The organism is Serratia oryzae, assembly GCF_001976145.1.
GTDB lineage: Bacteria > Pseudomonadota > Gammaproteobacteria > Enterobacterales > Enterobacteriaceae > Chania > Chania oryzae.
Genome location: NZ_MOXD01000011.1, coordinates 38,763 through 64,540, shown reverse-complemented (window position 1 = coordinate 64,540; position 25,778 = coordinate 38,763). Strand labels below are relative to the sequence as shown.

Annotated in this window: 23 protein-coding genes, 4 tRNA genes and 1 pseudogene; 10 read left to right on the top strand and 18 right to left on the bottom strand. The window is 55.3% G+C overall.

Features of this window, described 5'->3' with window-relative positions:
• Nucleotides 1-11: 11 nt before the first annotated feature.
• Entirely contained in the window at nucleotides 12-1,049 is a 1,038-nt protein-coding gene (pldB, locus tag BMI79_RS18290) for a lysophospholipase L2 (protein WP_076943531.1), read from the bottom strand.
• A gap of 344 nt (nucleotides 1,050-1,393) precedes the next feature.
• Here pldB and rhtB point away from each other — a divergent pair, with 344 nt between their 5' ends.
• Entirely contained in the window at nucleotides 1,394-2,014 is a 621-nt protein-coding gene (rhtB, locus tag BMI79_RS18285; protein WP_076943530.1) for a homoserine/homoserine lactone efflux protein, read from the top strand.
• A gap of 125 nt (nucleotides 2,015-2,139) precedes the next feature.
• On the opposite strand, the gene rhtC is transcribed toward rhtB, so the two are convergent.
• From rhtC to pldA, 3 genes are all read right to left on the bottom strand, one after another.
• Nucleotides 2,140-2,766 (bottom strand): threonine export protein RhtC, encoded by a 627-nt coding sequence (gene rhtC, locus BMI79_RS18280; RefSeq protein WP_076943529.1) that lies wholly within the window; start codon nucleotides 2,764-2,766, stop codon nucleotides 2,140-2,142.
• Between the two features lie 12 nt (nucleotides 2,767-2,778).
• Entirely contained in the window at nucleotides 2,779-4,611 is a 1,833-nt protein-coding gene (recQ, locus tag BMI79_RS18275; RefSeq protein ID WP_076943528.1) for an ATP-dependent DNA helicase RecQ, read from the bottom strand.
• 61 nt (nucleotides 4,612-4,672) lie between these two features.
• Nucleotides 4,673-5,539, bottom strand: a complete 867-nt coding sequence (gene pldA, locus BMI79_RS18270) for a phospholipase A (RefSeq protein ID WP_076943527.1) — start codon at nucleotides 5,537-5,539, stop codon at nucleotides 4,673-4,675.
• A 199-nt stretch (nucleotides 5,540-5,738) separates the two neighbouring features.
• On the opposite strand from pldA, the gene BMI79_RS18265 reads away from it, so the two are divergent.
• Both BMI79_RS18265 and rarD read left to right on the top strand, forming a co-directional pair.
• On the top strand, nucleotides 5,739-6,209 hold the full coding sequence (locus BMI79_RS18265; protein WP_076943526.1) for a thioesterase family protein: 471 nt from the start codon (nucleotides 5,739-5,741) through the stop codon (nucleotides 6,207-6,209).
• Nucleotides 6,210-6,439: 230 nt separating this feature from the next.
• Complete coding sequence (gene rarD / locus BMI79_RS18260; RefSeq protein WP_076943525.1) at nucleotides 6,440-7,327, top strand: EamA family transporter RarD; 888 nt, start codon at nucleotides 6,440-6,442, stop codon at nucleotides 7,325-7,327.
• 16 nt (nucleotides 7,328-7,343) lie between these two features.
• On the opposite strand, the gene BMI79_RS18255 is transcribed toward rarD, so the two are convergent.
• Both BMI79_RS18255 and corA read right to left on the bottom strand, forming a co-directional pair.
• Entirely contained in the window at nucleotides 7,344-8,423 is a 1,080-nt protein-coding gene (locus BMI79_RS18255) for an AbrB family transcriptional regulator (protein WP_076943524.1), read from the bottom strand.
• Nucleotides 8,424-8,546: 123 nt separating this feature from the next.
• Nucleotides 8,547-9,497, bottom strand: coding sequence for a magnesium/cobalt transporter CorA (corA, locus tag BMI79_RS18250; RefSeq protein WP_076943523.1), 951 nt, complete (start codon nucleotides 9,495-9,497; stop codon nucleotides 8,547-8,549).
• 454 nt (nucleotides 9,498-9,951) lie between these two features.
• Here corA and BMI79_RS18245 point away from each other — a divergent pair, with 454 nt between their 5' ends.
• The gene (locus BMI79_RS18245; RefSeq protein WP_076943522.1) at nucleotides 9,952-10,419 is read left to right on the top strand and encodes a WbuC family cupin fold metalloprotein; all 468 of its coding nucleotides are present in this window, start codon (nucleotides 9,952-9,954) and stop codon (nucleotides 10,417-10,419) included.
• Nucleotides 10,420-10,524: 105 nt separating this feature from the next.
• Here BMI79_RS18245 and uvrD read toward each other — a convergent pair whose 3' ends face one another.
• The 6 genes from uvrD to lptM form a co-directional block, all read right to left on the bottom strand.
• Complete coding sequence (gene uvrD / locus BMI79_RS18240; protein WP_076943610.1) at nucleotides 10,525-12,687, bottom strand: DNA helicase II; 2,163 nt, start codon at nucleotides 12,685-12,687, stop codon at nucleotides 10,525-10,527.
• A 189-nt stretch (nucleotides 12,688-12,876) separates the two neighbouring features.
• Nucleotides 12,877-13,608, bottom strand: a complete 732-nt coding sequence (gene yigB, locus BMI79_RS18235) for a 5-amino-6-(5-phospho-D-ribitylamino)uracil phosphatase YigB (RefSeq protein WP_076943521.1) — start codon at nucleotides 13,606-13,608, stop codon at nucleotides 12,877-12,879.
• Nucleotides 13,608-14,519 carry a tyrosine recombinase XerC gene (gene xerC, locus BMI79_RS18230; RefSeq protein WP_076943520.1) on the bottom strand — a complete coding sequence of 304 codons (912 nt, stop codon included), beginning with the start codon at nucleotides 14,517-14,519 and terminating at the stop codon, nucleotides 13,608-13,610. Before xerC ends, yigB begins: the two co-directional genes overlap by 1 nt.
• Nucleotides 14,516-15,220, bottom strand: a complete 705-nt coding sequence (locus tag BMI79_RS18225; RefSeq protein ID WP_076943519.1) for a DUF484 domain-containing protein — start codon at nucleotides 15,218-15,220, stop codon at nucleotides 14,516-14,518. Before BMI79_RS18225 ends, xerC begins: the two co-directional genes overlap by 4 nt.
• Nucleotides 15,217-16,041 (bottom strand): diaminopimelate epimerase, encoded by an 825-nt coding sequence (gene dapF, locus BMI79_RS18220; protein ID WP_076943518.1) that lies wholly within the window; start codon nucleotides 16,039-16,041, stop codon nucleotides 15,217-15,219. The genes BMI79_RS18225 and dapF overlap by 4 nt, the downstream gene beginning before the upstream one ends.
• 91 nt (nucleotides 16,042-16,132) lie before the next feature.
• Nucleotides 16,133-16,306 (bottom strand): LPS translocon maturation chaperone LptM, encoded by a 174-nt coding sequence (gene lptM / locus BMI79_RS18215; RefSeq protein ID WP_338326056.1) that lies wholly within the window; start codon nucleotides 16,304-16,306, stop codon nucleotides 16,133-16,135.
• A 78-nt stretch (nucleotides 16,307-16,384) separates the two neighbouring features.
• Between lptM and cyaY the strand changes: the two genes are divergently transcribed.
• Nucleotides 16,385-16,705, top strand: a complete 321-nt coding sequence (gene cyaY, locus BMI79_RS18210; RefSeq protein WP_076943516.1) for an iron donor protein CyaY — start codon at nucleotides 16,385-16,387, stop codon at nucleotides 16,703-16,705.
• 38 nt (nucleotides 16,706-16,743) lie between these two features.
• Here the strand turns inward: cyaY and BMI79_RS18205 are convergent, their stop codons facing one another.
• On the bottom strand, nucleotides 16,744-19,299 hold the full coding sequence (locus BMI79_RS18205; protein WP_076943515.1) for a class I adenylate cyclase: 2,556 nt from the start codon (nucleotides 19,297-19,299) through the stop codon (nucleotides 16,744-16,746).
• A 16-nt stretch (nucleotides 19,300-19,315) separates the two neighbouring features.
• On the opposite strand from BMI79_RS18205, the pseudogene BMI79_RS24615 reads away from it, so the two are divergent.
• The 5 genes and pseudogenes from BMI79_RS24615 to hemY form a co-directional block, all read left to right on the top strand.
• A pseudogene (locus BMI79_RS24615) lies at nucleotides 19,316-19,495 on the top strand (hypothetical protein); the annotation flags it as partial.
• 107 nt (nucleotides 19,496-19,602) lie between these two features.
• Nucleotides 19,603-20,544, top strand: a complete 942-nt coding sequence (hemC, locus tag BMI79_RS18195) for a hydroxymethylbilane synthase (RefSeq protein ID WP_076943513.1) — start codon at nucleotides 19,603-19,605, stop codon at nucleotides 20,542-20,544.
• A complete protein-coding gene (gene hemD / locus BMI79_RS18190) occupies nucleotides 20,541-21,281 on the top strand; it encodes a uroporphyrinogen-III synthase (protein WP_076943512.1) in 741 nt (246 codons plus the stop codon). Before hemC ends, hemD begins: the two co-directional genes overlap by 4 nt.
• A gap of 22 nt (nucleotides 21,282-21,303) precedes the next feature.
• Nucleotides 21,304-22,428 carry a uroporphyrinogen-III C-methyltransferase gene (gene hemX / locus BMI79_RS18185; RefSeq protein WP_076943511.1) on the top strand — a complete coding sequence of 375 codons (1,125 nt, stop codon included), beginning with the start codon at nucleotides 21,304-21,306 and terminating at the stop codon, nucleotides 22,426-22,428.
• A gap of 3 nt (nucleotides 22,429-22,431) precedes the next feature.
• On the top strand, nucleotides 22,432-23,625 hold the full coding sequence (gene hemY / locus BMI79_RS18180; RefSeq protein ID WP_076943510.1) for a protoheme IX biogenesis protein HemY: 1,194 nt from the start codon (nucleotides 22,432-22,434) through the stop codon (nucleotides 23,623-23,625).
• Between the two features lie 706 nt (nucleotides 23,626-24,331).
• On the opposite strand, the gene BMI79_RS18175 is transcribed toward hemY, so the two are convergent.
• The 5 genes from BMI79_RS18175 to wecG all read right to left on the bottom strand — a co-directional run bounded on the left by BMI79_RS18175 (nucleotide 24,332) and on the right by wecG (nucleotide 25,773).
• Nucleotides 24,332-24,408, bottom strand: a tRNA-Pro gene (locus BMI79_RS18175).
• A gap of 75 nt (nucleotides 24,409-24,483) precedes the next feature.
• Nucleotides 24,484-24,570, bottom strand: a tRNA-Leu gene (locus tag BMI79_RS18170).
• 47 nt (nucleotides 24,571-24,617) lie between these two features.
• Nucleotides 24,618-24,693: transfer RNA gene (locus BMI79_RS18165), tRNA-His, on the bottom strand.
• A 58-nt stretch (nucleotides 24,694-24,751) separates the two neighbouring features.
• Nucleotides 24,752-24,828 (bottom strand) — tRNA-Arg (locus tag BMI79_RS18160).
• 204 nt (nucleotides 24,829-25,032) lie between these two features.
• Nucleotides 25,033-25,773, bottom strand: a complete 741-nt coding sequence (wecG, locus tag BMI79_RS18155) for a lipopolysaccharide N-acetylmannosaminouronosyltransferase (RefSeq protein ID WP_076943509.1) — start codon at nucleotides 25,771-25,773, stop codon at nucleotides 25,033-25,035.
• Nucleotides 25,774-25,778 lie beyond the last annotated feature (5 nt).

Sequence of the window (25,778 nt, the reverse complement as noted above, 5' to 3'; positions counted from 1 at the left end):
AGCGATATGTTCTAACCTCTAATGGTGTTTTCGGCAGCAGCAGCGCCGCCTAAGTGCTGGGCAAAGAAATGCAGGATTGCGTTCAGTGCCTCGGCGCGCATCGCGTCCCGTTCAAACAGGATCTCATGGCGTGCGCCTTTGATAACCCGCGGATTACCCCCTTCACAAGGATGCCCCGCGTCTGACATTGCCTGACAAAAAGCCCAATGAGAACGGTTGTCGACCACCCGATCCTCACCGGCCTGCAATAATAAAATCGGTGTGGTTATTTTAGCTGCCTGAGCAATGATTTGCCGCCCGGCCAGCATACTTTCCCGTACCCAGTGATAGGTTGGCCCCCCCACCTGAAGTTCCGGATAATCGGCATAATAGCGCAAACTACGGTGATAACGCTCGCGGCTGTGGGTCAAGGCATTCACGATGTACGGCAATGGCCGCCACTGCCCGGTGCCAACGGCGTAATAATCACGCAGCATCGGGTGCTTTTCCGCCCAGTTCAGAATACGCTTGGCCATCCAACCCGGCATCGGCAGATAAATACCGAACATCGGGGCGCATAATGCCGCCGCCGTAAAAGCCTGGGGGTCACGTGCCAGGAACTGCGCCAGTATCGCGCCGCCCATCGAGTGCGCCAAGGCCAGATGCTGCTGATAACCGTGCGGTAGCACTTCCTGTTGATAAAACCGGGCAAAATCGTCAACGTAATCGGCGAAGTTTACCACATGCCCACGGTGTGAATCAGCCAGCATACGCCCGGAACGCCCCTGACCACGGTGATCGATAATCATCACGTCATAGCCGCTGTGAAACAGATCGTAAGCCACTTCCGGGTATTTTATATAGCTCTCGATGCGCCCGGGGCTCACCACCACCACCTGCTGGTGCTGCGCTGAGCTGAAACGCACGAAACGGATCGGTACATCGCCCACGCCGAGAAACTCCCCCTCTTCACGCCGCCGCCAGAAATCCAGCAACGGCCCGGTGGCGAAAGCAGAGAACTGTTTTTCGCGGCTAAGCCATTGAGCGGAATTGAAAGTGGATAACGTCATCGAATGCCTTTTCACGGGGTATTTTGCGGTACCAACATACAAGGAATAGTACTATACCCAAAATAATTCGAGTTGCTTGTAGGCGGCAATTCCGAGAGTCGCCAGGAGCATAGATAACTATGTGACTGGTGCGAGCGGATGCAGCCAACACCCAAGCAACTTGAAGTATGAAGGGTATATACCTATGGATTTCGAGTTACAGCTAGGCGGCAAGCGTAGGAATCCCTGGTCACTTACTCGAGTAAGTGACCAGATTGACTACGTGAAGCCAACAACGCTGCAGCTTGAAAGACGACGGGTATAGCGTATTGTGGCACACATTGGCGTATTCAGGGAGCATCGCAATGACCTTAGACTGGTGGTTAACCTATCTGCTGACAACCTTTATCCTTAGCCTCTCCCCCGGTTCAGGGGCGATTAACACCATGAGCACCGGCATCAGCCACGGTTACCGTGGTGCCATGGCGTCGATCGCTGGGTTACAGGTCGGGCTCAGCCTGCATATCGTGCTGGTGGGCATTGGCCTCGGTGCAGTGCTTTCCCAATCGCTGCTGGCGTTTGAACTGCTGAAATGGTTTGGTGCCGCCTATCTGGTGTGGTTAGGCATTCAACAATGGCGCGCCGCCGGAGCGCTGGACTTGCATACCTTGGCGGGCACCATGCCACGCCGCCGCCTGTTTCGCCGTGCGGTCTTGGTGAATCTGACCAACCCGAAAAGCATCGTGTTCCTCGCTGCGCTGTTCCCACAGTTTATCGTGCCCAATCAGCCGCAGGCCGAGCAATACGTGATACTGGGCGTCACCACGGTGGTGGTGGATATCTTTGTGATGATTGGCTACGCCACGCTGGCCACACGCATTGCCAACTGGCTGAAGACCCCGCGCCAGATGCGGCTGCTGAACCGTATTTTTGGCTCACTGTTTATTCTGGTAGCAGGCTTGTTGGCAACGGCCAGAAAGGCCTGAGGATGCAATACTAGGCGTTATTGTCGCAGGCAGGTTGGGCACGGCCAGTGCGCAGGACCCAGAGCGTACACGAGTACGTGAGGACTCCGAGCACTGCCCAGGCTCAAACTGGCAAGTAAAATAGCCTAGCGGGTAAAAATCAGATGCAGGCCAAAACCGGTGAATAACACGCCTGCCACGCCGTCGATCCACTTGGCGAGACGCTGATAGCCCCGGCGCATAGCGGGCAGCGCAAACACCACTGCCACCAGGCTGAACCAGACCAAGGTTTCACCGGTGATCAGTATGAATAAGCCCCAGCGCGCCCCGGCACCGACATCCTCACCGACAAACAGCGAGAACACGCTGCCGAAGTAAATCACCGCCTTCGGGTTGGAAAGATTGGTCAGCAAGCCACGGATGAAGCTGCGGCCAGCCTTCGGTAACACCACTGCCACGTCCTCTGCGGGAGCGGATTGAGCATTCTGCGCGCGGGCGGAACGCAACAGTTGCCAGCCCATCCAGCACAGGTACAGGCCACCGGCCACCATAATGATTTGATGCAGCCAGGCCATTTTCTGCAGGATCAGGTTCAGCCCCAGCAGCGCCACCCCAGCCCAGACCATCACGCCCAGCGAGATCCCGATGACACCCATCATCGCCTCGCGGCGCGAGCGGCTGACGGCGGTCTGCGAAACAAAAAAGAAGTCCGGCCCCGGGCTCATCAGCGCAATCAAGTGCACCATCGCCACGGTCAAAAATAATATCAGCATGATTGTTCGTCCTTATTCGTCGTCATCGTCAAGATGATCGCGGATCATCGCCATAAATGGCGCACCAAAACGCTCCAGTTTACGCTGGCCGACGCCGTTCACGCTCAGCAGTTCGCTGGCCTTGATCGGCATCTGTTCTGCCATCTCCAGCAGCGTGGCATCGTTGAAGACCACGTAGGGGGGGATGTTCTCTTCATCGGCGATCGATTTACGCAGCTTGCGCAACTTGGCAAACAGCTTGCGATCGTAATTGCCGCCGTAGGATTTCTGATTGGCGCTGCTGCGCACCTTCAGGCTCTGAATACGCGGCACCGCCAAGGGAAGTTCCACTTCACCGCGCAGCACCGGGCGCGCGGCCTCGGTCAGTTGCAACGCTGAATACATCGCAATGTTCTGGCTGATAAAACCCAGGTGAATCAACTGGCGCAGCACGCTGGTCCAGTGTTCGGTGGTTTTATCGCGGCCAATGCCGTACACCGGCAGTTTTTCATGACCAAATTCGCGGATGCGCTGGTTATTGGCCCCACGCAATATTTCTACCACATAGCCAATACCGAAGCGTTGCCCGACACGGCCAATCGCCGACAGCGCCTTGCGGGCATCCTCCAGCCCATCGTAACGCTTGGGGGGATCGAGGCAGATATCGCAGTTGCCACAGGATTGCTGTTTGCCTTCGCCAAAGTAGTTCAGCAACACCAGGCGGCGGCAGGTTTGCGCTTCGGCAAACGCGCCCATGGCATTCAGCTTATGGCGTTCGATATCCAGTTGCTGTCCCGCCGGTTTTTCTTCCAAACAGCGGCGCAGCCAGGCCATATCGGCCGGATCGTACAGCAAGATCGCCTCCGCCGGCAGGCCATCACGCCCGGCGCGGCCGGTTTCCTGATAGTAAGATTCGATATTGCGCGGAATATCAAAGTGCACCACAAAACGCACGTTGGGTTTGTTGATGCCCATGCCAAAGGCGACGGTGGCGACCACCACCTGCAGATCGTCACGCTGGAACGCTTCCTGCACCTGGGCACGGCGTTCGTTTTCCAACCCGGCGTGGTAAGCCGCCACGCTCAGCCCACGGCTTTGCAGACGAGCGGTGGTGTCTTCCACCTTGGCGCGGCTGTTGCAGTAAATAATACCGCTCTTACCGCGCTGATCCTGCACAAAACGCCACAGCTGATCGAGCGGTTTGAATTTCTCCACCAGCGTATAACGGATATTCGGGCGATCAAAGCTGCTGATCTGGATCAGCGGATCCTGCAAGGCCAGCAGGCGCACGATGTCATTACGCGTGGCTTCATCGGCCGTGGCCGTCAGCGCCAGCACCGGCATGGCCGGGAAGCGTTGCTTCAACTGGCCCAGGGCACGATATTCCGGGCGGAAATCATGGCCCCACTGGGAAATACAGTGCGCTTCGTCCACTGCCAACAGCGCCGGTGGGCATTGCTCCAGCAGATCGAAGAAGCTGTCCATCATCAAACGCTCGGGGGCGATGTACAGCAGCTTGATCTTGCCGCTGCGGCAACCGGCCATCACCTCCAGTTGCTGTTCGCGCGTTTGCGTCGAGTTGTAGCAGGCGGCAGAAACGCCATAAGCGAGAAGCTGATCGACCTGATCTTTCATCAGCGAGATCAGCGGGGAGACCACCAGCGTCAAGCCATCCATCACCAGCGCCGGGATTTGATAGCACAACGATTTACCCCCGCCGGTCGGCATCACCACCAGGCAGTCCTGCCCGCCGATAGCGGCGTTGATAATCGTTTGTTGGCCCGGACGGAACTGCTGGTAGCCGAAGGTATCGCGCAATACCTGCTCTGCCAGCAACTCTCTGTTTATCACTGCTGCGGTTGACACACACTACCCCATTTTTACGCTACGACGGTGCCTGCAGGGCACCGCTGTCTGAACGGCAAAATTACATAATATCGTTAAGCATGACACCAACGCCAAGCCGTGTCTGCTGGAAGTTGTAATCAATCATCGATTCGCCGTAGCCGCTGAACAACTGGGTATAGAAACGCACGTGGCTGGTGATTGGATAACTCCACCCCAGCTTTGCGCCACCGTACCCGGTGTTCCAGTTGTAGAAACCGTCGACGCTGAATACGCTTTCCCGCCAGGCATAGCCGACTTTCAGACGGTAATAGCCCATGTATTTGGTGATGTCCGGGTTGTCGTCATTACTGTCGCTTTCTGCAAAACGGAACCAGGGTTTAACTTCCACCTGCCAGTCACCGTTTTGCGCCATTAAACGAGCATAGCCACGGTTCCAACTGCGAGAGGTCGGGTCCTCGCGCCCGTTGGATTCATGGTTGATACCCACTTCAATATCACGCAGCGTCCAGCCAGCAAACTGGTAATCCGTTGCCCAACCGAGGAAAATCTGCGGTTCGTAGTTGGTTTCGCGGAAGGGAGCCGATTCTTCATGGTTGGAGAGCTGCCACCAGGAACGTTGGGTATAGGAAGCGCCAAGCAACGAATTCTCACCAAGAATGCCTTTCCAGATAGGGAATGCCAGGCTGATCTGGAATTTCACTTCATCCTTATTGGCATTCTTCGCCCAGCTATATGATTCAATGGCTTCTTTATTGAGATCGCTGGTTTCGGTATAGATCAGATAGTTGGGCTCATAGGCATAGAAGGTGAATGGCCCGTCATAATTTTGCAGCATACCGGAAATGATGCTGCCTCGTACTGGCCCCGCTTGCTTCTTGGCCTCATCAGCCTGCACTACCGTTGGCGCTAACAGCATCGCCATCACAACCCCAGACAGAACGCGCATGATTTTGCTCACTCCAGAAAGATTAGGAAAAGACCTGAAATAAAAACAGGCCATTTTACACACAAAGAATCATTTACCGCACTAGGAATACGCCAACGGGATAAACCTGGAAAGCAACAAAAAATAAGCATAAAATCTACAAATGATTAACCTGGACTGACCAGTTAGCCCAATCACAACAGTCAAGAAGAAAGGAACTATGTCGCATACATTACTCACCCTGGAAGCCGCACGCCAGAAGATAGGCGAGATCTTTGTCTACCATATGCCGTTTAACCGTGAGCTGGGGCTGGAACTGCGCCGCTTCGACGACGACGTTGTCGAACTCACCTTTACCAACCAGCCTAAGCTGGTGGGCAATGCCGCGCAGAATATCCTGCATGGCGGTGTGATTGCCTCTGTTCTAGACGTGGCCGCCGGATTGGTTTGCGTCGGCAGCGTGCTGATGCGCCAGGATCCGCTGATCGAAGAAGAACTGGCCTCACGCCTCTCGCGCATGGGTACCATTGATTTGCGCGTCGACTATCTGCGCCCCGGCCGGGGTGAGCATTTTACGGCTACCGCCAGCGTGCTGCGCAGCGGCAATAAAGTCGCCGTCGCCCGCGTTGAACTGCATAACCATGATGGTTTGCATATCGCCAGTGCTACCGCCACGTATCTGGTGGGATAAGCTAATAACCTACCCCATTAGGGCTATTTCACTTGCCATTTTGGCCCTGGGCAGTGCTCAAAATCCTCACGTACTACGTGTACGCTCCGGTTTCTGCGCGCTGTCCGTGTCCAAACTGGCTGCGCCAATTACGCCTACTGGGATAGGTTCTAAATTGTGTCCCGTAATGACGGGACACAACCTACCCTCTTCAAGTAAAATCATCGCATCTTTTTTTCCCGGTAACTGTCATGGATGCGAAACAAACGCGGCAGGGCATTCTCTTTGCTCTGGCCGCTTATTTTATTTGGGGCATCGCCCCGGCTTATTTCAAACTGATCCAGCAGGTGCCTGCCGACGAGATCCTCACCCATCGCGTGATCTGGTCGTTCTTCTTCATGCTGTTATTGGTGTCACTGGGGCATCACTGGCCACAGGTGCGCGCCGCCTGTCGTAATCGCAAACGGCTGTTGTTATTGGCAGTGACTGCACTGCTGGTGGGGGGTAATTGGCTGCTGTTTATCTGGGCGGTGAATAACCATCATATGCTGGAAGCCAGCCTGGGCTATTTTATCAACCCGCTGGTTAACGTGTTGCTGGGAATGCTGTTTCTGGGTGAGCGTTTCCGCCGCATGCAATGGGTGGCCGTCACGCTGGCATTTACCGGGGTGCTGATCCAGCTATGGCAATTCGGTTCCCTGCCGATCATCGCGCTGGGGTTGGCCTTCAGTTTTGCCTTCTACGGCCTGCTGCGCAAGAAAATTGCGATCGACGCGCAAACCGGCATGCTGATTGAAACCCTGTGGTTGTTACCGCTGGCGGCAATCTACCTGTTCCTGATCGCCGATAGCCCAACCAGCAACCTGAGCGCCAACCCTTGGTCACTGAACCTGCTGCTGGCCGCCGCCGGTGTGGTCACCACGGTGCCGCTGCTGTTCTTTACCGCTGCGGCCACCCGCCTGCGCCTTTCCACGCTCGGGTTCTTTCAATATTTGGGACCTACGCTGATGTTCCTGCTGGCCATCACCTTCTACGATGAAACCATCGGCCAAGACAAGCTGGTGACCTTTGGCTTTATCTGGGCTGCGTTGCTGCTGTTTACGCTGGATGCGCTGTACCAGCAGCGTAAACAGCGTTAACTCAGCGTAGCCAGGCTTACTGCTGGTTTGTGACGCTATTCTGCTCAAGAGCAGGCGATAGGCGAGTAATAAACCGCGCCATCGCCGGGCCAGTGAGCAGGATGGTAAACAAACGCAGCGTCTGTATTGCCATCACAAATGACATATCCACCCGGCTACCAGCGGCAATGATGGCAACGGTATCCAGCCCGCCAGGGCTGGTTGCCAGATAGGCGGTCAGCAGATCGACCGGCAAGAACTGAGTCAGCAGCCAGGCCAGCCCGCCACAAAACAACATCAACCCAAGGATAGACACCACCATTTGCGGCAGCGTGCGCAACGCCAGCAGGAATATCGATTGGGTGAAGCGCAGGCCAACGCTCCAGCCAATCAAGGCATAAGCCAGCGCCAATAACCATTCAGGCACCTGCAACGTCATGGTACCGGTAGCATGAAACGCCGCGCCGACGATCATCGGCAGCATCAGCGAACCGGAAGGAATACGTAAGCGGGGCCCCAACCAAGCGCCACCAACAGCAATCGCCAGGGTGCCGAGAAAATGCCAATCCAGCGGCGGGAACCACACCTGCACGACACTGCCGTGCCCTGCCTCATCCCCCAGACCGATGCGTACCACCATCGCTGCTGCGGTGGCAACAAACAATACGCGCAGATACTGCATAAACGCTACCAGCCGAACATCCGCCCCGTAGTCCCCCGCCATCGCCACCATCGCCGATGCACCACCGGGAGAAGATCCCCAGGCACCGGTCGAACCGGGCAAATTACTGAAGCGCACCAGACACCAGCCCGAAACACCGCTGGCCATCAGCGTCGCAGCCAACACCAACAACACCAGCGGCCAGTCAGCCAACAAAGGGGTAACAATCGAGGGCGAAAGGCTTTGGGCGATCATGCAGCCCAGCACCGCCTGCGAGGCAACAAAGAATGGAACGGGAATGCGCACTGAAGCCCCGAGCAGCCCCATGGCGACACCGACAATCATCGGCCCTAGCAATAATGCGGCGGGAATATGGAATATCTGCAAACCAAAGCCCAGCACCAGCGAAGCCAGTAACAGGATCAGCCATTGGACCAACGGGGGGAAACGCTCCATCAAAACGTATGCCTTACGGACAACCAACTATGGGCGCTATTCTACTCCTATTTAGCCAGCCAAGCAGGGATGAAATAGGCGATTTTAGCTATCAAGGGCCCGAATCAGGCCCCTGCGTTTCACTTACAGCCAGTTCTTACGCTTGAAGTAGAGGTACGGAGCCAAGCCCGCCAGCAGCATCAGAAGAATGGCGCCAGGGTAGCCAAACGACCACTTCAGTTCCGGCATAAATTCAAAGTTCATCCCATAACTCGAGGCCACCAGCGTTGGCGGCAGGAACACCACCGATACCACCGAGAAGATCTTGATGATGCGGCTCTGTTCGATGTTGATGAACCCCATCGCTGCCTGCATCAGGAAGTTCACCTTCTGGAACAGCGATTCGTTATGTGGCAGCAGAGATTCGATGTCGCGCAACACTTCACGCGCCTGTTCCAGTTGACCGGTTGGCAAACGCGCCTTACGCACCAGGAAATTCAACGCCCGCTGGGTATCCATCAAACATAGCCGCACCTTCCAGCCAACGTCCTCCAGTTCTGCTAACGTTGACAGCGCTTCATCATACCCCTCGCCCGGATGGCCTTCCATGATCACGCGGCTGAGTTTTTCCAGATCGCTGTAGACGTTTTCGATCTCATCAGCCAGTTGTTCAATTTTGGTTTCAAACAGATCCAGCAACAGTTCGTAAGCGTTACCCTCCATCATTCTCTGATTACGGGCTCGCATACGGTAAAGCCGGAATGCGGGCAGCTCACGCTCACGCAGGGTATAAAGGCGACCGTCGCGGATAGTAAAGGCCACCGTGGAGTTACCCGCGTGATCTTCGGCATCTTCAAAATAGAAAAAGGAGTGAATATGCAAACCGTCTTCATCTTCAAAGAAACGGGCGGAGGCTTCGATGTCATCCAATTCAGGGCGTGTCGCCAGGCTCTGGCCCAGCTCGGTTTGCACGCGCTCACGCTCGCCTTCCTCCGGCTCAACCAGGTCAACCCACAACGACATGGTCAGATCGTCTGAGTCATCCAACTCCAGACGGGATAAGCGGCTGTTGTCTAATTTAAAAGCGCTTAGCATGTGCCAAAACTCCCCTATAGTGACGGGTAGAGACAACGCGTTGAAGCACAGAGATCGAGAAAGGTGGGAAAATGTATCACCAGTTCGTTCCAGACCATGAAGAGATCCGACTCAGAGCGACACAAAAAGGTCGCCGACAACCACGAAGGGTATCAGCGCGATGGGATAGCCTTAGAAGTTGTACCTGTTGTTGTCCAGGTCATTGAGCCAGTATCTACTGGGTGTGTCCAAGGCATATGTCCTCATTGATAATAGTGCGCGCATGTTACGCCGAGAGGAAAAAGCCTGTCAACACGTTAGACAGTATAATTGCGCAACAATTCATCAGGCTGGCTGAGGTTCTGTAACAACTCGCTAACCGCGGCCAAACGCTGCAGAAAAACACGCGCCGATCTCTGACCGCAACCCGGAAAATTGCTAAGATTAGGGCACAAAACCCTTGCGGAATAACCTTATGAAACAGATTACCGCCCACGACCTGACGACCATGAGCGAACAGGCCGCCAAAGTTCAACGCCTGCGCGCGCACCGCAATTTGCATGAAGAGCTGAGCGATCCGGTGCAACGCTTGGCGATCGCCATGGAGCCGGGTACCTATATCCGTCCACACCGCCACCCGCAAACCTGGGAGTTACTCACCGCGTTGCGCGGCCGTTTCGTAGTGTTGCAGTTCAATGACGACGGCGTCGTTACCCAACGCACCCTGCTGGGCGAAGAAACCAAAGTGCTGGAGATGCCAGCATCGACCTGGCACGCCGTGCTGTCTGTTGACCCAGGTGGCGTAGTGTTCGAAGTGAAACAAGGCCCGTATCGGGCACTGGCAGAAGAAGACTGTATGGCCTGGGCACCGCAGGAGGGGGGTGAAGGTATTGCCGCCGTTATGCGTTGGTATGCTACCGCGAAAGTGGGCGATCGCTTTTAGCCGTCGTTTTTCAAGCCGTAGCGTTGTTGGCTGCACTCGTTATCCCCCATCACTGACTCCAGTAAGCTCCAGGGGATAACGAGCTGGTGGCCTAGCTACAACACATTAAGCCGTTTCCAGCTTGGCGTATGCCGCCACCAGCCATTTGATCCCTTCCCCCTGAAACGCAATCTGCAACCGGCTGTGTTCGCCGCTGCCTTCCAGGTTGACGATCGTACCTTCACCAAACTTCGGATGGCGCACGCGCTGGCCCAGTTTGTAGCCGGTGTCGTTCTCGCCGATCGGCGTTCCCATGCGGCGATGATTCACCGGGCGCGAAACGCTGGCGCGCAGGCGCACTTCCTCCACACACTCCTCCGGGATTTCACCAATAAAGCGCGATGGGCGGTGATACACCTCTTTACCGTACAGGCGGCGGGTTTCCGCGTAGGTCAGCGTCAGTTTCTGCATAGCACGGGTCACACCGACATAAGCCAAGCGACGTTCTTCTTCCAGCCGACCGCCTTCATCCAGCGACATCTGGCTCGGGAACATGCCCTCTTCCATGCCGACGATAAATACCTGGCGGAATTCCAACCCTTTGGCCGAGTGCAGAGTCATCAGTTGCACAGCATCCTGGTAGGCATCCGCCTGGCCTTCGCCCGCCTCCAGCGCGGCATGGGAGAGAAACGCCTGCAATGGCATCAGGTCCTGATCTTCATCCTGATAGCTGTATTGGCGGGTGGCCGTGACCAGTTCTTCCAAGTTTTCGATGCGCGCCTGACCCTTCTCGCCTTTTTCCTGCTCATACATGATGAACAAGCCGGAATCACGGATCACCCGGTCAGTTTGCACATGCAGCGGCATATCCGCAGTTTCGTGCGCCAGTGAATCCACCAGTTCGAGAAAACGCTGCAGCGAAGAGGCTGCGCGGCCCGCCAGCACCTTATCCTGCAACAAGGCGCGCGTTGCCTGCCACAGCGTCAGTTGCCGATCGCGCGCCGTTTGCCGCACTACGTCAAGCGTACGATCGCCAATGCCGCGCGTTGGGGTATTCACCACACGTTCAAAAGCGGCATCGTCATTACGGTTGGCAATCAAGCGCAGGTAGGCCAGCGCGTCTTTAATTTCCTGGCGTTCAAAGAAGCGCATACCGCCATAGATACGGTAAGGCATTGCGGTTTGCAGCAACGCCTCTTCCAGTACGCGCGACTGGGCGTTACTGCGGTAGAGGATCGCACAATCGTTCAGCGCCCCGCCGTTGTCCTGCCAAGACTTGATGCGGTTGACCACAAAGCGCGCTTCGTCCAGCTCATTGAAGGCACAATAGATCGAGATCGGCTCACCTTCAGCCCCTTCGGTCCACAGGTTTTTGCCCAGGCGCCCGTCGTTGTTGGCAATCAGGGTATTAGCCGCTTTCAGGATATTGCTGGTGGAGCGATAGTTCTGCTCCAGGCGCACCGTTGCTGCACCGGGGAAATCTTGCAGAAAACGCTGGATGTTCTCCACCTGGGCACCGCGCCAGCCATAAATTGACTGATCGTCATCGCCCACGATCATCACCTTGGCCTGATCCCCCGCCAGCAGGCGGATCCAGGCATATTGAATCCGGTTGGTATCCTGGAATTCGTCCACCAGAATGTTAGTGAAGCGCTCACGGTAATGATTGAGGATATGCGGCTTGTTCAGCCACAGCTCATGGGCACGCAGCAACAGTTCGGCAAAATCCACCAGCCCCGCCCGATCGCAGGCTTCCTGGTAGGCCTGGTAGATGCGCAGCCAGGTGGCCTCCACCGGATTGCCGTAGCTTTCGATATGCTGTGGGCGTAAACCATCGTCTTTTTTACCGTTGATGTACCACATCGCCTGACGCGGTGCCCATTGCTTCTCGTCAATGTTCAGCGCACGCACGATGCGTTTGATCAACCGCAGTTGGTCTTCGCTGTCGAGGATCTGGAAATCCTGCGGCAGGTTGGCATCCATATGGTGGGCACGCAGCAGGCGGTGCGCCAGCCCGTGGAAGGTGCCGATCCACATGCCGCCCTGGCTGGTACCAATCAAATGCTCAATACGGTGACGCATCTCCGCCGCCGCCTTGTTGGTGAAGGTCACCGCCATAATTGAGTAGGGTGAACAGTTCTCCACCGCCAGCAGCCAGGCGATGCGATGCACCAGCACACGGGTTTTTCCGCTGCCTGCGCCCGCCAGCACCAACAGGTTGCTGCGTGGCGCAGCCACGGCTTCACGTTGTTTATCATTCATGCTGTCGAGCAGATCGGAAACGTCCATAGGCACCATTTAATAGGTAAAGGGAAAGTGTGCGCTCCGCGTGCTTTCCACTGGGGATTTATACAGATTCAAACTGGGATTATACCCGAAATAATTGAAGTTGCAGCAAGGCGGCAAGTGCGTTAATCCTCAGGAACTTACTCAAGTAAGTGACTGAAGTGAGCGCACGTAGCCAACACAGTTGCGGCTTCAAGTATGAAGGGGAGATAACAATGCTGTCAGCGATGCCAACTGAGTGATCTCAATATGTGGCAGCAAACGGCTATCTTCGGCCTGCATCAGGCTGCGCTGGCGATCGTTGATCCAACAGGCTTGCAGGCCCGAGCGCAGTGCGCCAGCCACGTCGGTGGTCAGATCGTCGCCAACGTGCAGGATCTGCCCTGGCGCGACGCCCAGCCTGGCCGCTGCCAAGCGGTACATATCCTGATAGGGCTTGGCACGGCCATCCGGCCCCGAGCGCAGCACAAACTGAAAATACCCATCTAGCCCGCATAGCGCCGGATCGGCATTGCCGTTAGTGATCGCCACCAACGGATAACGCTGCGCCAGAGCCTGCAACGTCATATGGGTCGCTTCCGGTATATCGATCCGGCTACGCCACAGGGCAAAATTCTGCATGGCTGCGTCTGCACCCAGCGCGGCTTCTGCATCGCGCAACCCTTGGCGGCTCAGCGCCAAGTGGACCGCTCGCCAGCGCCATTGAGTGACATCGTGGTAAATCTCTGGATCCTGCTCGCGCAGTTCCTGGCGCAAACGGTGAAAATCTGCCGACTGAAACTGGCTCAAGCCCGGATGGTAGCTCTGCAAAAAGGCCACCGACTGCTGCTCGGTTTGAGTAATTACCGGGCGATTGTCGTATAGCGTATCGTCAAGATCGAAGGTCAGCGCCGCCAGCGGGCGCAGCGGACGGTAAAAGTGCATCAGGATTTCCCCCGTTTTGCTCGTGGATGCGCGGCATCATACACTTTCGCCAGATGTTGAAAGTCGAGGTGGGTATAAATTTGCGTGGTGGTCAGGTTGGCGTGGCCCAATAATTCCTGCACCGCGCGCAGATCGCCGCTCGACTCCAGCATATGGGTAGCAAAAGAGTGGCGCAGCTTGTGCGGGTGAATATGGCTGTTAATGCCCTGCTTGACGCCCCACTCGGCAAAACGCTTCTGCACGTTGCGGGCCGAAATGCGTTTACCTTGGCTAGAGAGGAACATCGCATCGTCGGCCGGTGCAAACAGATCGCGCAGCGCCAGCCAGTGTTGCAACCAAACGATCGCCATACGGCCAAGCGGCAGTTTGCGCTCTTTGCTGCCTTTGCCCATCACCCAGAGTTCACCGGCTGCCAGATCGACATAACGGCAATCCAGCCCCACCAGTTCGGCAAGACGCAGCCCGGCACCGTACATCACCTCCAGCATGGCGCGATCGCGCACCGCCAGCGGATCGTTGAGATCAATGTTCAGCAGTTGATTCATTTCATCAACGTCGATGTTTTTCGGCAGATGGCGACCACTGCGTGGCGTACGGATCCCTTTCGCCGGGTTGGCGCTCAGCACGCCCTGGCTGACCAGCCAATCCAGAAAGCTGCGCAGCGCCGAAAGACGCAACGCCAGGCTAGAAGATTGCAGCCCAGCACGTTTGCTGCGTGCCGCCAGTTGGCGCACTTTTGCCGCATCCAGCATCGGCCATGCACTGACGCCAAGATCGGCCGCCAACGCCATGAGCGCCTGCAGTTGGCGCGCATAGCTGATTTGAGTGAGTGGGCTGAGCTGGCGCTCGACCTTCAGATAACGCAGGAAAGCGTCCACCGGCGGTTGCAGGTTGGCCGCTGAGAGGCTCATACGCGTTCGATCCAGCGTTCCAGCAGTTTCGGCAGCATAAGCGCCAGTTGGCTAAGCATCACCGTACCCATGCCCTGCTGATAATGTTGCGTGTCACGGCTGCTGAAAATCACCATTCCCAGCTCGCCATGTTCCCCCAGCAATGATAGAGCCACCGAACCGACCTGCTTCGCCTGCGGTAACAGCAGCAACAGTTCGGGGCCATTAAGGTTGCCGAGATAATGCAATTGATTCCCCAGACGCTGAATGCGCAAGGGTTCAAACGCCGAGCGCGCCAGGCCAAGATGGGTAAAATCGGATGGCGCACCGATGTTCCAGCGATCGTTAAACAGACGGATATTGGCCCCTGCTAGGCCCAAGCCACGTGCCCAGCGCTGCAAACGGTTCAGCATCTCCTGCAGGCTGCTGGCAGTGGCCAGATCGGCCTGCAAATGCAGCAAACGGGCGAACAGCGTTTCGTTGGCGCTGGCCTGCTCCATCAGCAAAGTGATCTCTTCTTCCAACTGAGTGATGTGGTTGCGCTGCCGCGCCAAATGCCACTCCACCAACGACACCGTGCCACGTACCGGGTGCGGCACGCGCATCTGTTCAACCTGACGCGCATTGCGGATAAAGAAATCAGGATTCTGTAGCAGATACTGCATGATGACATCGTCCTCAAGCTCAATACCCGTCACTGCCTGGTCCTCTACACTCTTCATAGATGAATAAATCCGTCATAGACATGGGTTGCAGGACCGGTCATAAACAAAGGATTACCCGGCCCTTTCCAGCGGATATGCAGGCTGCCGCCCGGCAGTTCCACATGGACTTCTTCTGACAGCAACTCTTGTTGGATACCGATCGCCACCGCCGCGCAGGCGCCGCTGCCGCAGGCCTGCGTTTCGCCCGCTCCGCGTTCATACACCCGCAGCTTGATGTGTTCACGGCTGACCACCTGCATAAAGCCGATGTTGGCGCGCTCAGGGAAACGCTCGTGCCCTTCCAGCACCGGGCCGAGGAATTCGACCTTGGCGGTTTTAACATCATCCACCTGTAAAACACAGTGTGGGTTACCCATTGAGACAACGCCACACAGTACAGTATGCTCCGCCGCGCGCATGATGTAGGTTTTTTCTGCCTTGGTGGCGCGAAACGGCACCACCTGTGGATCGAAATTCGGCTCGCCCATGTTGACGCAGACCTGATCGTCATCGGTCACGCTCAATACCATACGCCCAGTTTGCGTGCTGACGCGGATATCCCGCTTGTTGGTCAGCCCTTTCAGCCGTACAAAGCGGGCAAAGCAGCGGGCGCCGTTGCCACACTGCGCCACTTCGCTGCCATCAGCATTGAAAATGCGATAATGGAAATCAAGTTCTGGATCGTAAGGCGGTTCTACGATCAGCATTTGGTCAAAGCCAACACCTAAATGCCGATCGGCCAAGCGGCGGATCAGCTCAGGTGAAAAGTAGACATTCTGTGTTACGGCATCGACCACCATAAAGTCGTTGCCCAGACCGTGCATTTTGGAGAACTGCATATCATACTCCGCTATCTGGACGCGCTATCCGTCGGACATCCACGCTGGCCCAGCCACCACAAGTGGATGGTGACAGGCTGCTCATCGACGGTTATTGCTGAGTGCCAGCGGGTTGTTGTTGATTTTTGCCTACATTATCAGCATTTTTCGTCGGCTGCGCCGCCGGTTTGTCCTGCGGTGGGAAATAAAGCGGGCCTTTCAAGCCACAGCCAGCAAGCCCAGCCAGCAGAACGGCCATCAGCGCATAGCGTAGTTGTTTTTTCATTTGCATTAATGCCTGTAATTCATGCGTCCAAGCTCACTATAATCGCAGGTGGATCATGAAAAGCAATAGGAATCGAATATGAACGACAGCGAGTTTCACCAGTTAGCCGACCAACTGATGCTTGATATTGAACAGACACTGGATGATTTTGACGGCGATGCAGACATCGATTACGAAACCAACGGCGGCGTTATGACGCTGAGCTTCGAAAACGGCAGCAAAATTGTCATCAACCGCCAGGAACCGCTGCACCAGGTGTGGTTGGCCACCAAGACCGGGGGTTATCACTTTAACTACCGTGACGGCACCTGGTGCTGCGATCGCAGCGATCGTGAGTTCTATGCATTGCTCAGCGAAGCCGCCAGCGCGCAGGCGGGTGAAACGGTTCGTTTTGCTTGAGTGCTGTTACCAGGGGGGCGCAAATTATCGCGCCCAGGTCAGTGCAGTTGGAAGTGCTGTTTCAGGGGCTGAACGGGATTACCGTCAGAAATAGCGACGCACAGACTCGACAGCGTATTACTGCGGAATGGGATCACCTGAGTGCGGCCATCAAGCTGCACAATCTGGTAAAACTGCGGCAGGTTGAAGTTGATAAAGCTGGAACCGTAGGTAAAACGATCGTGTGATGACGAGTAGAAGCGGCTGACGTCTCGCACCAACTCCTCTTTGCTGCCTTCGCAGTGGTGATACACCTCAATGCGGTTCGATTCATCCAGAATATAGATATTGAAGCCTTTCTGATCCTTGGTGTCTTCAAAGAAGAACTGGATAATCCCTTCGCTGGCAAAGCCATCCACCACTGCCGGCAGATGCACCTGGTCGGCTTCTACCTTGATCGACAGGCCATGCAGCTTGTTGTGAGAGATGGCACCGTAAAACTCCACCGCGTTCTCCAGCTTTTGCACCGACACGCTCAGGCGCTCAAAGAACAATCCCCAGGTTTGCCCGGCTACGCGCACCGCTTTAAAACGGCCCGGTTCGAGACGGGTACTGGAAAGACGCAGCTCAATACATTCGGAAACCAACTGCTGAATGCGGGTACGGATCAGCCCGCGCAGATGCTGACTGTAGCAGAACACCTCTACAGACTCCGGTGGCGCGGCATCCTGGTGCATTTTGCCCAGAATGGTTTTCAATGCCTCGAGCACCGATTGTTCACCGCTGAAATGCAAAGTACGCACTTCGTTCCACGAGTTGCGGTACAACAGATCGATACTGCCTACCAGACATTGCTGTTGCTGGCCGAAGCTGAACACGTCCAGTTTGCGGAAATCAAAATGCACCACCTGATTGCGGAAGGCGGCTGTCGGATCGTTTTCCAGGTTGACGATAATCGCCAGATGGCGGATTTCACAAGGGCTGTAAAGCGCCTTGGGCGTCGGGGCAGGCAAACGCAGCGGGAAATGATGTGACACGTCAGCAACCAGCTCCTGCAATTTGGCAGAGTCGCAGATATCCGCACTTTTGATATGCAAACGGGTCTGCGGCGTCAGCAGGCCATTGAAATAGGCCCAGGCCACCAGCTTGTTCAAGTAACGGTTATATTCCAGCGGCTGATGGCTGACGATGGTGCTCATGGCCGGAGCCTGGTTATACAGATACCAGCCGGTGCGGTTGGCGCGGCCAGGCGGCACATGAATAAAGGTTAAATCATTTTCCGACAGATCCGGCGAAATCTGCGGGTTCACCAACGTCACTTTACCCGGCAACGCTTCAAATGCGGCGTACAGTTTGCGGGTCAACACGCCGATATCCTGTGGGCTGGCGCTGACGCTGAGGTTGTTGCGGCGCGCAAAGCGGATCAGATTACGGTAGCTCTGCATCATCGCATCCAGCAGTTCGTTGTGAGCTTCGCGGACGCGTTCGATCTTCCAGTTAGCGCGATTATCCAGAATAGCCAGGCGCTCTTCGCTCCAGCCCCAGTCGCTGACCAGTTGGCCAAGAATTTCACGCCGCCAGCCGACGCAGGCTTTGGACAGCGACAGCTTTTCGCAAACTTTCAGGTAGAAACAGCGGCGGACCAGATCGAGGCGGGTGGTATCGTTAATTTGTGTCAGGTAATGAGTCACGCGCTCCAGCATCATGCAGTAGGCATCAAGGCCAAAACAGACGATCTCCCCTGCGTGCAGGCGCTGTTTGATGTCCATCGCCAACAGCTGCGTATTAGGGTATTCCCACGAATACGCCTCAAGCAGCAGCGTTTTCAGCACCGCTTTGTACGGTGAATCGATACTCTTATACAGCTGCCACAGGCTGGCACCAAAGTATTCTTCCGCTGACAGCGTGCTCAACCCGCCGAGATCCAGCCATTCATTCGGCGTTAATACCCCCTGTGCGTACAGCGACAGGACATATTCATCATAATGCGCTTCTTCTTCGCCCGGCACCATGTTCCACAGGATACGTTTCCCTGCCAGACGCACCGCCGAGCGGTAGAACTCATCCAGCAACAGAATGTGTTGGGTAGAACCGCAGTCCTCACCGCCCAGGCTGCCGCTTTCATTATGGCGAAAACGGTTTTCATCAATCAGGAAGAAGCTGACTTCTGCCCCCATTGAGGCCGCCCATTTCTCCAGCAGGTTGCATTTCTGCTGCAGACGATTGCGCTCTTCGTTATCAAGCCAGGATTGGTGACACACCCAGATATCCAGATCCGAGGTGCAGCTCTGGCCGATCGATGAGGTGCTGCCCATGCTGTACACGCCAGTAATTGGCAGTTCACCACAGGCCATTTGCTCAAAGGGGCTGCCCCACTTTTCTTCTAAATCAGTAAGATAGTCTTTCTGAGTTTCATCGGGGGTGTAGAGACAGACACCGTGGGGAACGTTACCAGTGAGATAGCCCGGCAACAGTGGATGGTGATAGTGCAATAACGTAGGCAGCAGACCATACACCCGCTGGAACGCGGGCTTCATCGCCGCCAGGGCGCGATCAACGCGTAATTGGTTAATCGCATCCAGTCTCTGTTTAAGTGTCTCGATGTAGAGGTACAAGACGTCTCGCCTGATTATCCCGGTACTTGAAAAAAATCCGTATTCCGTCAGCGTCTTTAGTTTAGAAGAATATTTGACGACTTATTGCTGGAAACGTGATCAATCTAACACCTTGCTGATTGACCGTAAAGGAGGTAAAGCGACACACTTATTCTCACGTCTCTATAAACGATTTTCCCGATCACGCCGCTTCCTCACCTCCCCTTTGATTCCGTTGTCCTTTCTCCTCCTGTGGCTTCTTGCACTGACAGTTTTCGTACTCAGTGGTAGGATGGACGGCGAATTATAAAAACGGTAACCCGCATGTTAGACAAAACGATTCGAATTGCCACCCGGCAAAGCCCACTGGCACTGTGGCAAGCGCATTATGTGCAACAATGCCTGATGGCAAACCATCCAGGCCTGCAGGTAGAACTGGTGCCAATGGTGACCCGCGGCGACGTTATTCTGGACACACCGCTGGCTAAAGTCGGTGGTAAAGGCCTGTTCGTGAAAGAACTTGAGCTGGCTTTGCTGGAAGGCCGGGCGGATATCGCCGTGCATTCCATGAAAGATGTGCCGGTCGCTTTTCCTGAAGGCCTGGGGTTGGTCACCATTTGTGAACGCGACGATCCGCGTGATGCCTTTGTCTCCAACCGTTTCGCCTCCCTCAGCCAGCTGCCGCTCGGTAGCGTGGTGGGCACCTCCAGCCTGCGCCGCCAGTGCCAGTTGCGTGAACGCCGCCCGGATCTGATCGTGCGCGATCTGCGTGGCAACGTAGGCACTCGCTTGGCCAAGCTGGATAACGGCGATTACGACGCCATTATTCTGGCCGTCGCCGGGTTGAAGCGCCTGGGGCTGGAACAGCGCATCCGTTGCCCGCTAAGCGCAGAAGAATCGCTGCCCGCCGTCGGCCAAGGTGCGGTAGGTATTGAATGCCGCCTTGATGACGAAGTGACCCGCGCCCTGCTCGCCCCGCTCAACCACCGCGCGACAGAAATCCGCGTTAGCGCTGAGCGAGCAATGAATACCCGGCTGGAAGGCGGTTGCCAGGTGCCCATCGGCAGCTACGCCGAACTGGAAGGCGAGCAACTGTGGCTGCGTGCGCTGGTCGGTGCACCAGACGGCAGCCAGATCGTGCGTGGAGAACGTCGTGGCCCTGCCGCTATGGCGGAGCAGATGGGCGTTGAACTGGCAGAAGAACTGCTGGCCGCAGGCGCTCGCGAGATCTTGCATGACGTTTATCAGGGAAATCCTCCGGCATGACCATTCTGGTAACCCGCCCTTCTCCGGCAGGAGAAGAACTGGTGGGCCGCCTGCGCGCCCTCGGCCGGGTTGCCTACCACGCGCCGCTGATTGATTTTGCTCCTGGTGCAGACCTGATTAAACTGCCCCAAGCGTTGTCACAGCTAAATGAGGGCGATCTGGTGTTCGTACTGTCGCAGCACGCGGTCAGCTATGCCAACTCCGTGATCAACCGTGCCGGGCTTCAATGGCCAACCCGCTTGTCTTATTATGCGATCGGTCGTACTACCGCGCTGGCAATGCATCGTATCAGCAGCCTGCCGGTAGAGTATCCGCGCGAGCGTGAAATCAGCGAAACGCTGCTGCTGCTGCCTGCATTGCAGAAACTGGCGGGCAAACAGGCGTTGATCATGCGCGGTAACGGCGGGCGCGAGTTGTTGGGAGAAACCCTGAGCACGCGCGGTGCCGCTGTCCGCTATTATGAATGCTACCAGCGCAGCCCGGTTCACTATGATGGCACCGAACAAAGTGCCCACTGGCAGCGGGCCGGTGTCGATACGCTGGTCGTGACCAGCGGTGAAATGTTACAACAGCTCTATAATTTAGTTCCTGATTACTATCGTTCTTCATGGCTGTTATGTTGCCGTTTGATCGTAGTCAGTGAACGCTTGGCTACCCTCGCCCAAGAATTGGGCTGGAGCACGATTCGGGTAGCTGATAACGCCGATAATGACGCGCTGATGCGCGCGCTACAATAACCTGACTATGGGATGTGCCACTATGACGGAACAAAACACTCCATCCGCCCCGGTTGAGGAGCCAACCCCTGCGGTCAAGAGCCTCCAACAGCCAGATGCTGACCACCGTAAAGGTAAAAATACCGGCCCGGTACTGGGTGCGATCGCCATCGTACTGGTCATCGCACTGGGAGTGGGTGGCTATTACCACACGCACAAGCAGGCACAAGCACTCATTGCCGCCAATCAGGCCCTGGTGCAACAGCTCAGCGAGCTGCGACAAAGCCAGTTACAAGGGAAAAATGCGCTGGAAGCATTATTGCAACAGCAGGCTAAAACGCTGGATGCTACGGATCACGAGCAAACCACTCTGGCCCGTCAGTTGAATGAATTGCAGGAGAAAGTTTCTACCATTTCCGGCAGCGATGCCAAAACCTGGCTGCTTGCTCAGGCCGACTTCCTGGTGAAAATGGCTGGCCGTAAGCTGTGGAACGATCAGGATGTCACTACCGCGGCAACCCTGCTCAAAAGCGCCGATGCCAGCCTGGCAGAGATGAACGATCCCAGCTTAATCGATATTCGCCGCGCCATCACTGAGGACATCGGCTCGCTCTCTGCCGTGGCCCAGGTGGATTTTGACGGTATTATCCTGAAGGTGAATCAGCTTTCCAATCAGGTAGATAACTTGCGCCTGGCAGATAACAACAAAGATGAAACGCCGATGGATCAAGACAGCAGCGAGCTTTCCAGCTCACTGAGCGAATGGCGCCAGAATCTGACCAAAAGCTGGCACAATTTTATGGCTGACTTCATCACTATCCGCCGCCGTGATAGCCATGCAGAACCACTGCTGGCACCGAATCAGGATATCTACCTGCGTGAGAATATTCGTTCGCGCTTGCTGGTGGCGGCACAGGCGATCCCTCGTCATCAGAACGAAGTGTACAAACAGTCGCTGGAAACCGTGTCCACCTGGGTACGCGCCTACTTCGATACTACCGATCCTGCCACCAAAGCCTTCCTGGATGAGTTGGACAATTTGATCCAACAACCGATTTCAATGGATGTGCCACAACAGTTGAAGAGCCAGCCACTGTTGGAAAAACTGATGCAGAGCCGGGTACGCAATCTGTTAACCCAGACACCTGCCACCCACCAGGAGGGATAAACCATGTTACGCGTGTTATTCCTGTTCCTGGTGCTGATCGCCAGCGTTGTGGTGGGCCCCATGCTGGCTGGCCATCAGGGCTATGTGCTGATTCAGACCGATAGCTACAACGTTGAAACCAGCGTCACCGGCCTGGTGATCATGATGATCCTGCTGTTCCTGGTGCTGTTTGTGATCGAATGGATCCTGCGCCGTGTCTTCCGTACCGGTGCCCGTACCCGTGGCTGGCTTCTTGGCCGCAAACGCAACCGGGCACGCAAGCAGACTAAAGCCGCGCTGATCAAACTGGCTGAAGGTGATTACAAGCAGGTTGAAAAGCTGCTGACACGTAATGCCGATCATGCGGAGCAGCCGGTGGTGAACTATCTGCTGGCGGCAGAAGCGGCGCAGCAGCGCGGTGACGACTTCAGAACCAACCAGTATCTGGAGCGTGCGGCCGAAGTGGCTGATACCGATCAGTTGCCGGTTGACATTACCCGCGTGCGTATCCGGTTGGCACAGGGTGAGGCCCATGCAGCACGTCACGGCGTCGATCGGCTGCTAAACCAGGCTCCTCGTCACCCGGAAGTGCTACGGTTGGCTGAGCAGGCTTATCTACAGACCGGTGCTTACACATCGCTGCTGGAAATTCTGCCGTCGATGAGCAAAATCAACCTGCATACTGAGGAAGAACTTCAGGCACTGCAGCAGCAAGCCTATATCGGCCTGATGAATCAGGCGATGGCAGACGAAGGGAGTGATGGCCTGAAACTCTGGTGGAAAGATCAGAGCCGCAAAACCCGCCATGAAGTGCCGTTGCAGGTAGCCATGGTAGAACATCTGATTGAATGTGATGACCATGAACTGGCGCAGGATATCGTGCTCAATAGCCTGAAACGCCAATACGATGAACGCCTGATCTTACTGATCCCGCGCCTCAAATCGGGTAACCCGGAACAGTTGGAAAAAGCATTGCGCCAGCAGATCAAACAGCACGGGGCAACTCCATTGCTGAACAGTACGCTAGGGCAGTTGCTGATGAAGCATGGTGAATGGCAACAGGCCAGTGATGCCTTCCATGAAGCGCTGAAGCAACGCCCTGATGCCTATGACTACGCCTGGCTGGCCGATGCGTTGGAGAAGCTACACCGCTCTGATGAAGCAGCACAGATGCGCCACGAAGGGCTGATGCTCACGCTGAAGCAAAACGGCGAATAAGCTAAGCTTTCTCTTCTACCATATGAAAACGCGGCCACGGCATGGGTCGCGTTTTTTTTCGACTGAACGTTACCCCTTGCTATGTATCCATTAATTCAGAGGGTATAGGCAAAAAAAAACACTTGCCGTATAGGCAAGTGTACAAGAAGCAATCAGGTCTAGAACAACAGGGGTGGTGCCTCACTCAACGTTATGCCCGGAGTGTGATGAAGCTATTGCTTTCATCGTTCTCGTGGACAATAGGCACCCTAAAATTGGCTCTGCATCATTCCTGGGTTTATGAAGCCGGAGGCGAACATAAGAGATGGAATGAGCATCTACGGATTAGATAATGCACTTCGCGTGCCAATTTACGCCATTCATACCATAAAGATCAGAAAAATAATTATCATATTGAATTTAAAGGATTTAAATTTAACCCCTCTTCAGCTCATTCTTCACTGCTCCGACAGGTGTTTTTTAGCCCTGGTTTCAACCTGTCGCTTTAACACGACGCCATAAGCAGAAAAGATTTTTATCAAAAAAAATCAAACAGTTAAATGTCTCAAGCTGACGACAGTGACAAGCACCGCTGTCGTTGAAAAACAACATCCCAAAAAGCAGTGCTGAAATCGAGGGAGGGCAGAAAGTGAGAGGGCGCAAGTGCGGGAAAGTTTAAAACAGAAAGCAAAAAGCCCGTTCATTACTGAACGGGCTTTTCTGAAATTGGTCGGCGAGAGAGGATTCGAACCTCCGACCCACTGGTCCCAAACCAGTTGCGCTACCAAGCTGCGCTACTCGCCGATTTCTTGTTGCTGATATTACTGAATTTTTAAGCTTATGTCTATGTAAATATTAAAATTTATCAGACATTTTGTGTGGTGCGAAGAGAGGGACTTGAACCCTCACGTCCGTAAGAACACTAACACCTGAAGCTAGCGCGTCTACCAATTCCGCCACCTTCGCACAGTCACAAAACAGCTTTTAGTTCTTTACTTTACGCTGAGGTAAAGTGGGGTGGCTAATGGGACTCGAACCCACGACAACTGGAATCACAATCCAGGGCTCTACCAACTGAGCTATAGCCACCATTACTACTTTATTCACGCGGTAATCATACCACCGCAGCTCCTGCGCACAAAATTAATGGCGCGCCCGACAGGATTCGAACCTGAGACCTCTGCCTCCGGAGGGCAGCGCTCTATCCAGCTGAGCTACGGGCGCGTAGCGCCGTTGCGGGTGGGGATACTACGGTTTTAAACCCATCCTGTCTAGTGCTTTTTCGCAGAAATGTTGTGTTTGCTTACGCTTTGCTCACTCCTACACCGGAAAGGATTCTCTGTTGCCCTTTTCCAACGGTTATCGCCGACTTTTCAGCCGTTTTTCAGGTTGATGCCGTATTTAGCCTGTGGGTAAACACACTGCAGATTACATCTTGCCGGTATAGTAATAAACGACGAATTTGAGCAACTTCAGCTGACGGCCAATACGGCTCGGCTGGCTTAGCAAGCGATAAAGCCACTCCAGGCCAAGATTTTGCCAGACCTTAGGTGCACGCTTTACATGGCCAGTAAATACGTCGTAGGTGCCGCCTACGCCCATATACAGCGCTTGTGGATGCACTTTGCGGCAATCCCGCATCAGGATCTCCTGCTTCGGCGAGCCCATAGCTACCGTCACAATCGCCGCGCCACTGGCATGAATACGCTCGAAGAGCGCTTCACGCTGCTCTGGCGTGAAGTAACCATCTTGGGAGCCAACCAGGTTAACATTCCACTGGCTGCGTAGCTTCTGCTCGGTTTCTGCCAACACCTCAGGCTTGCCGCCGATCAGGAACACCGGCGTACCTTCCTGCCCGGCTCGTTGCATCAAGGCTTCCCACAGATCGGCCCCGGCCACGCGCGAAACCTCTGCCCCTGGGTATTTACGGCGGATCGAACGCACCATACTGATGCCGTCGGCATATTTATACTCTGCCGCATCCAGCAACGCATGCAGCGCAGGATCAGTTTCCGCCTTAAGGATTTTCTCCGCATTCATCGCGACCAGCGTGCCTTGTTTTACCCGACCAGCGTCGAACAGAAAATCCATGCACTGCGCCATATCACGGAAACCCCATAGGCTAAAGCCGCGTAACTCATACTTGGGAACCGAAATCTTTGCTTCCATTGTTT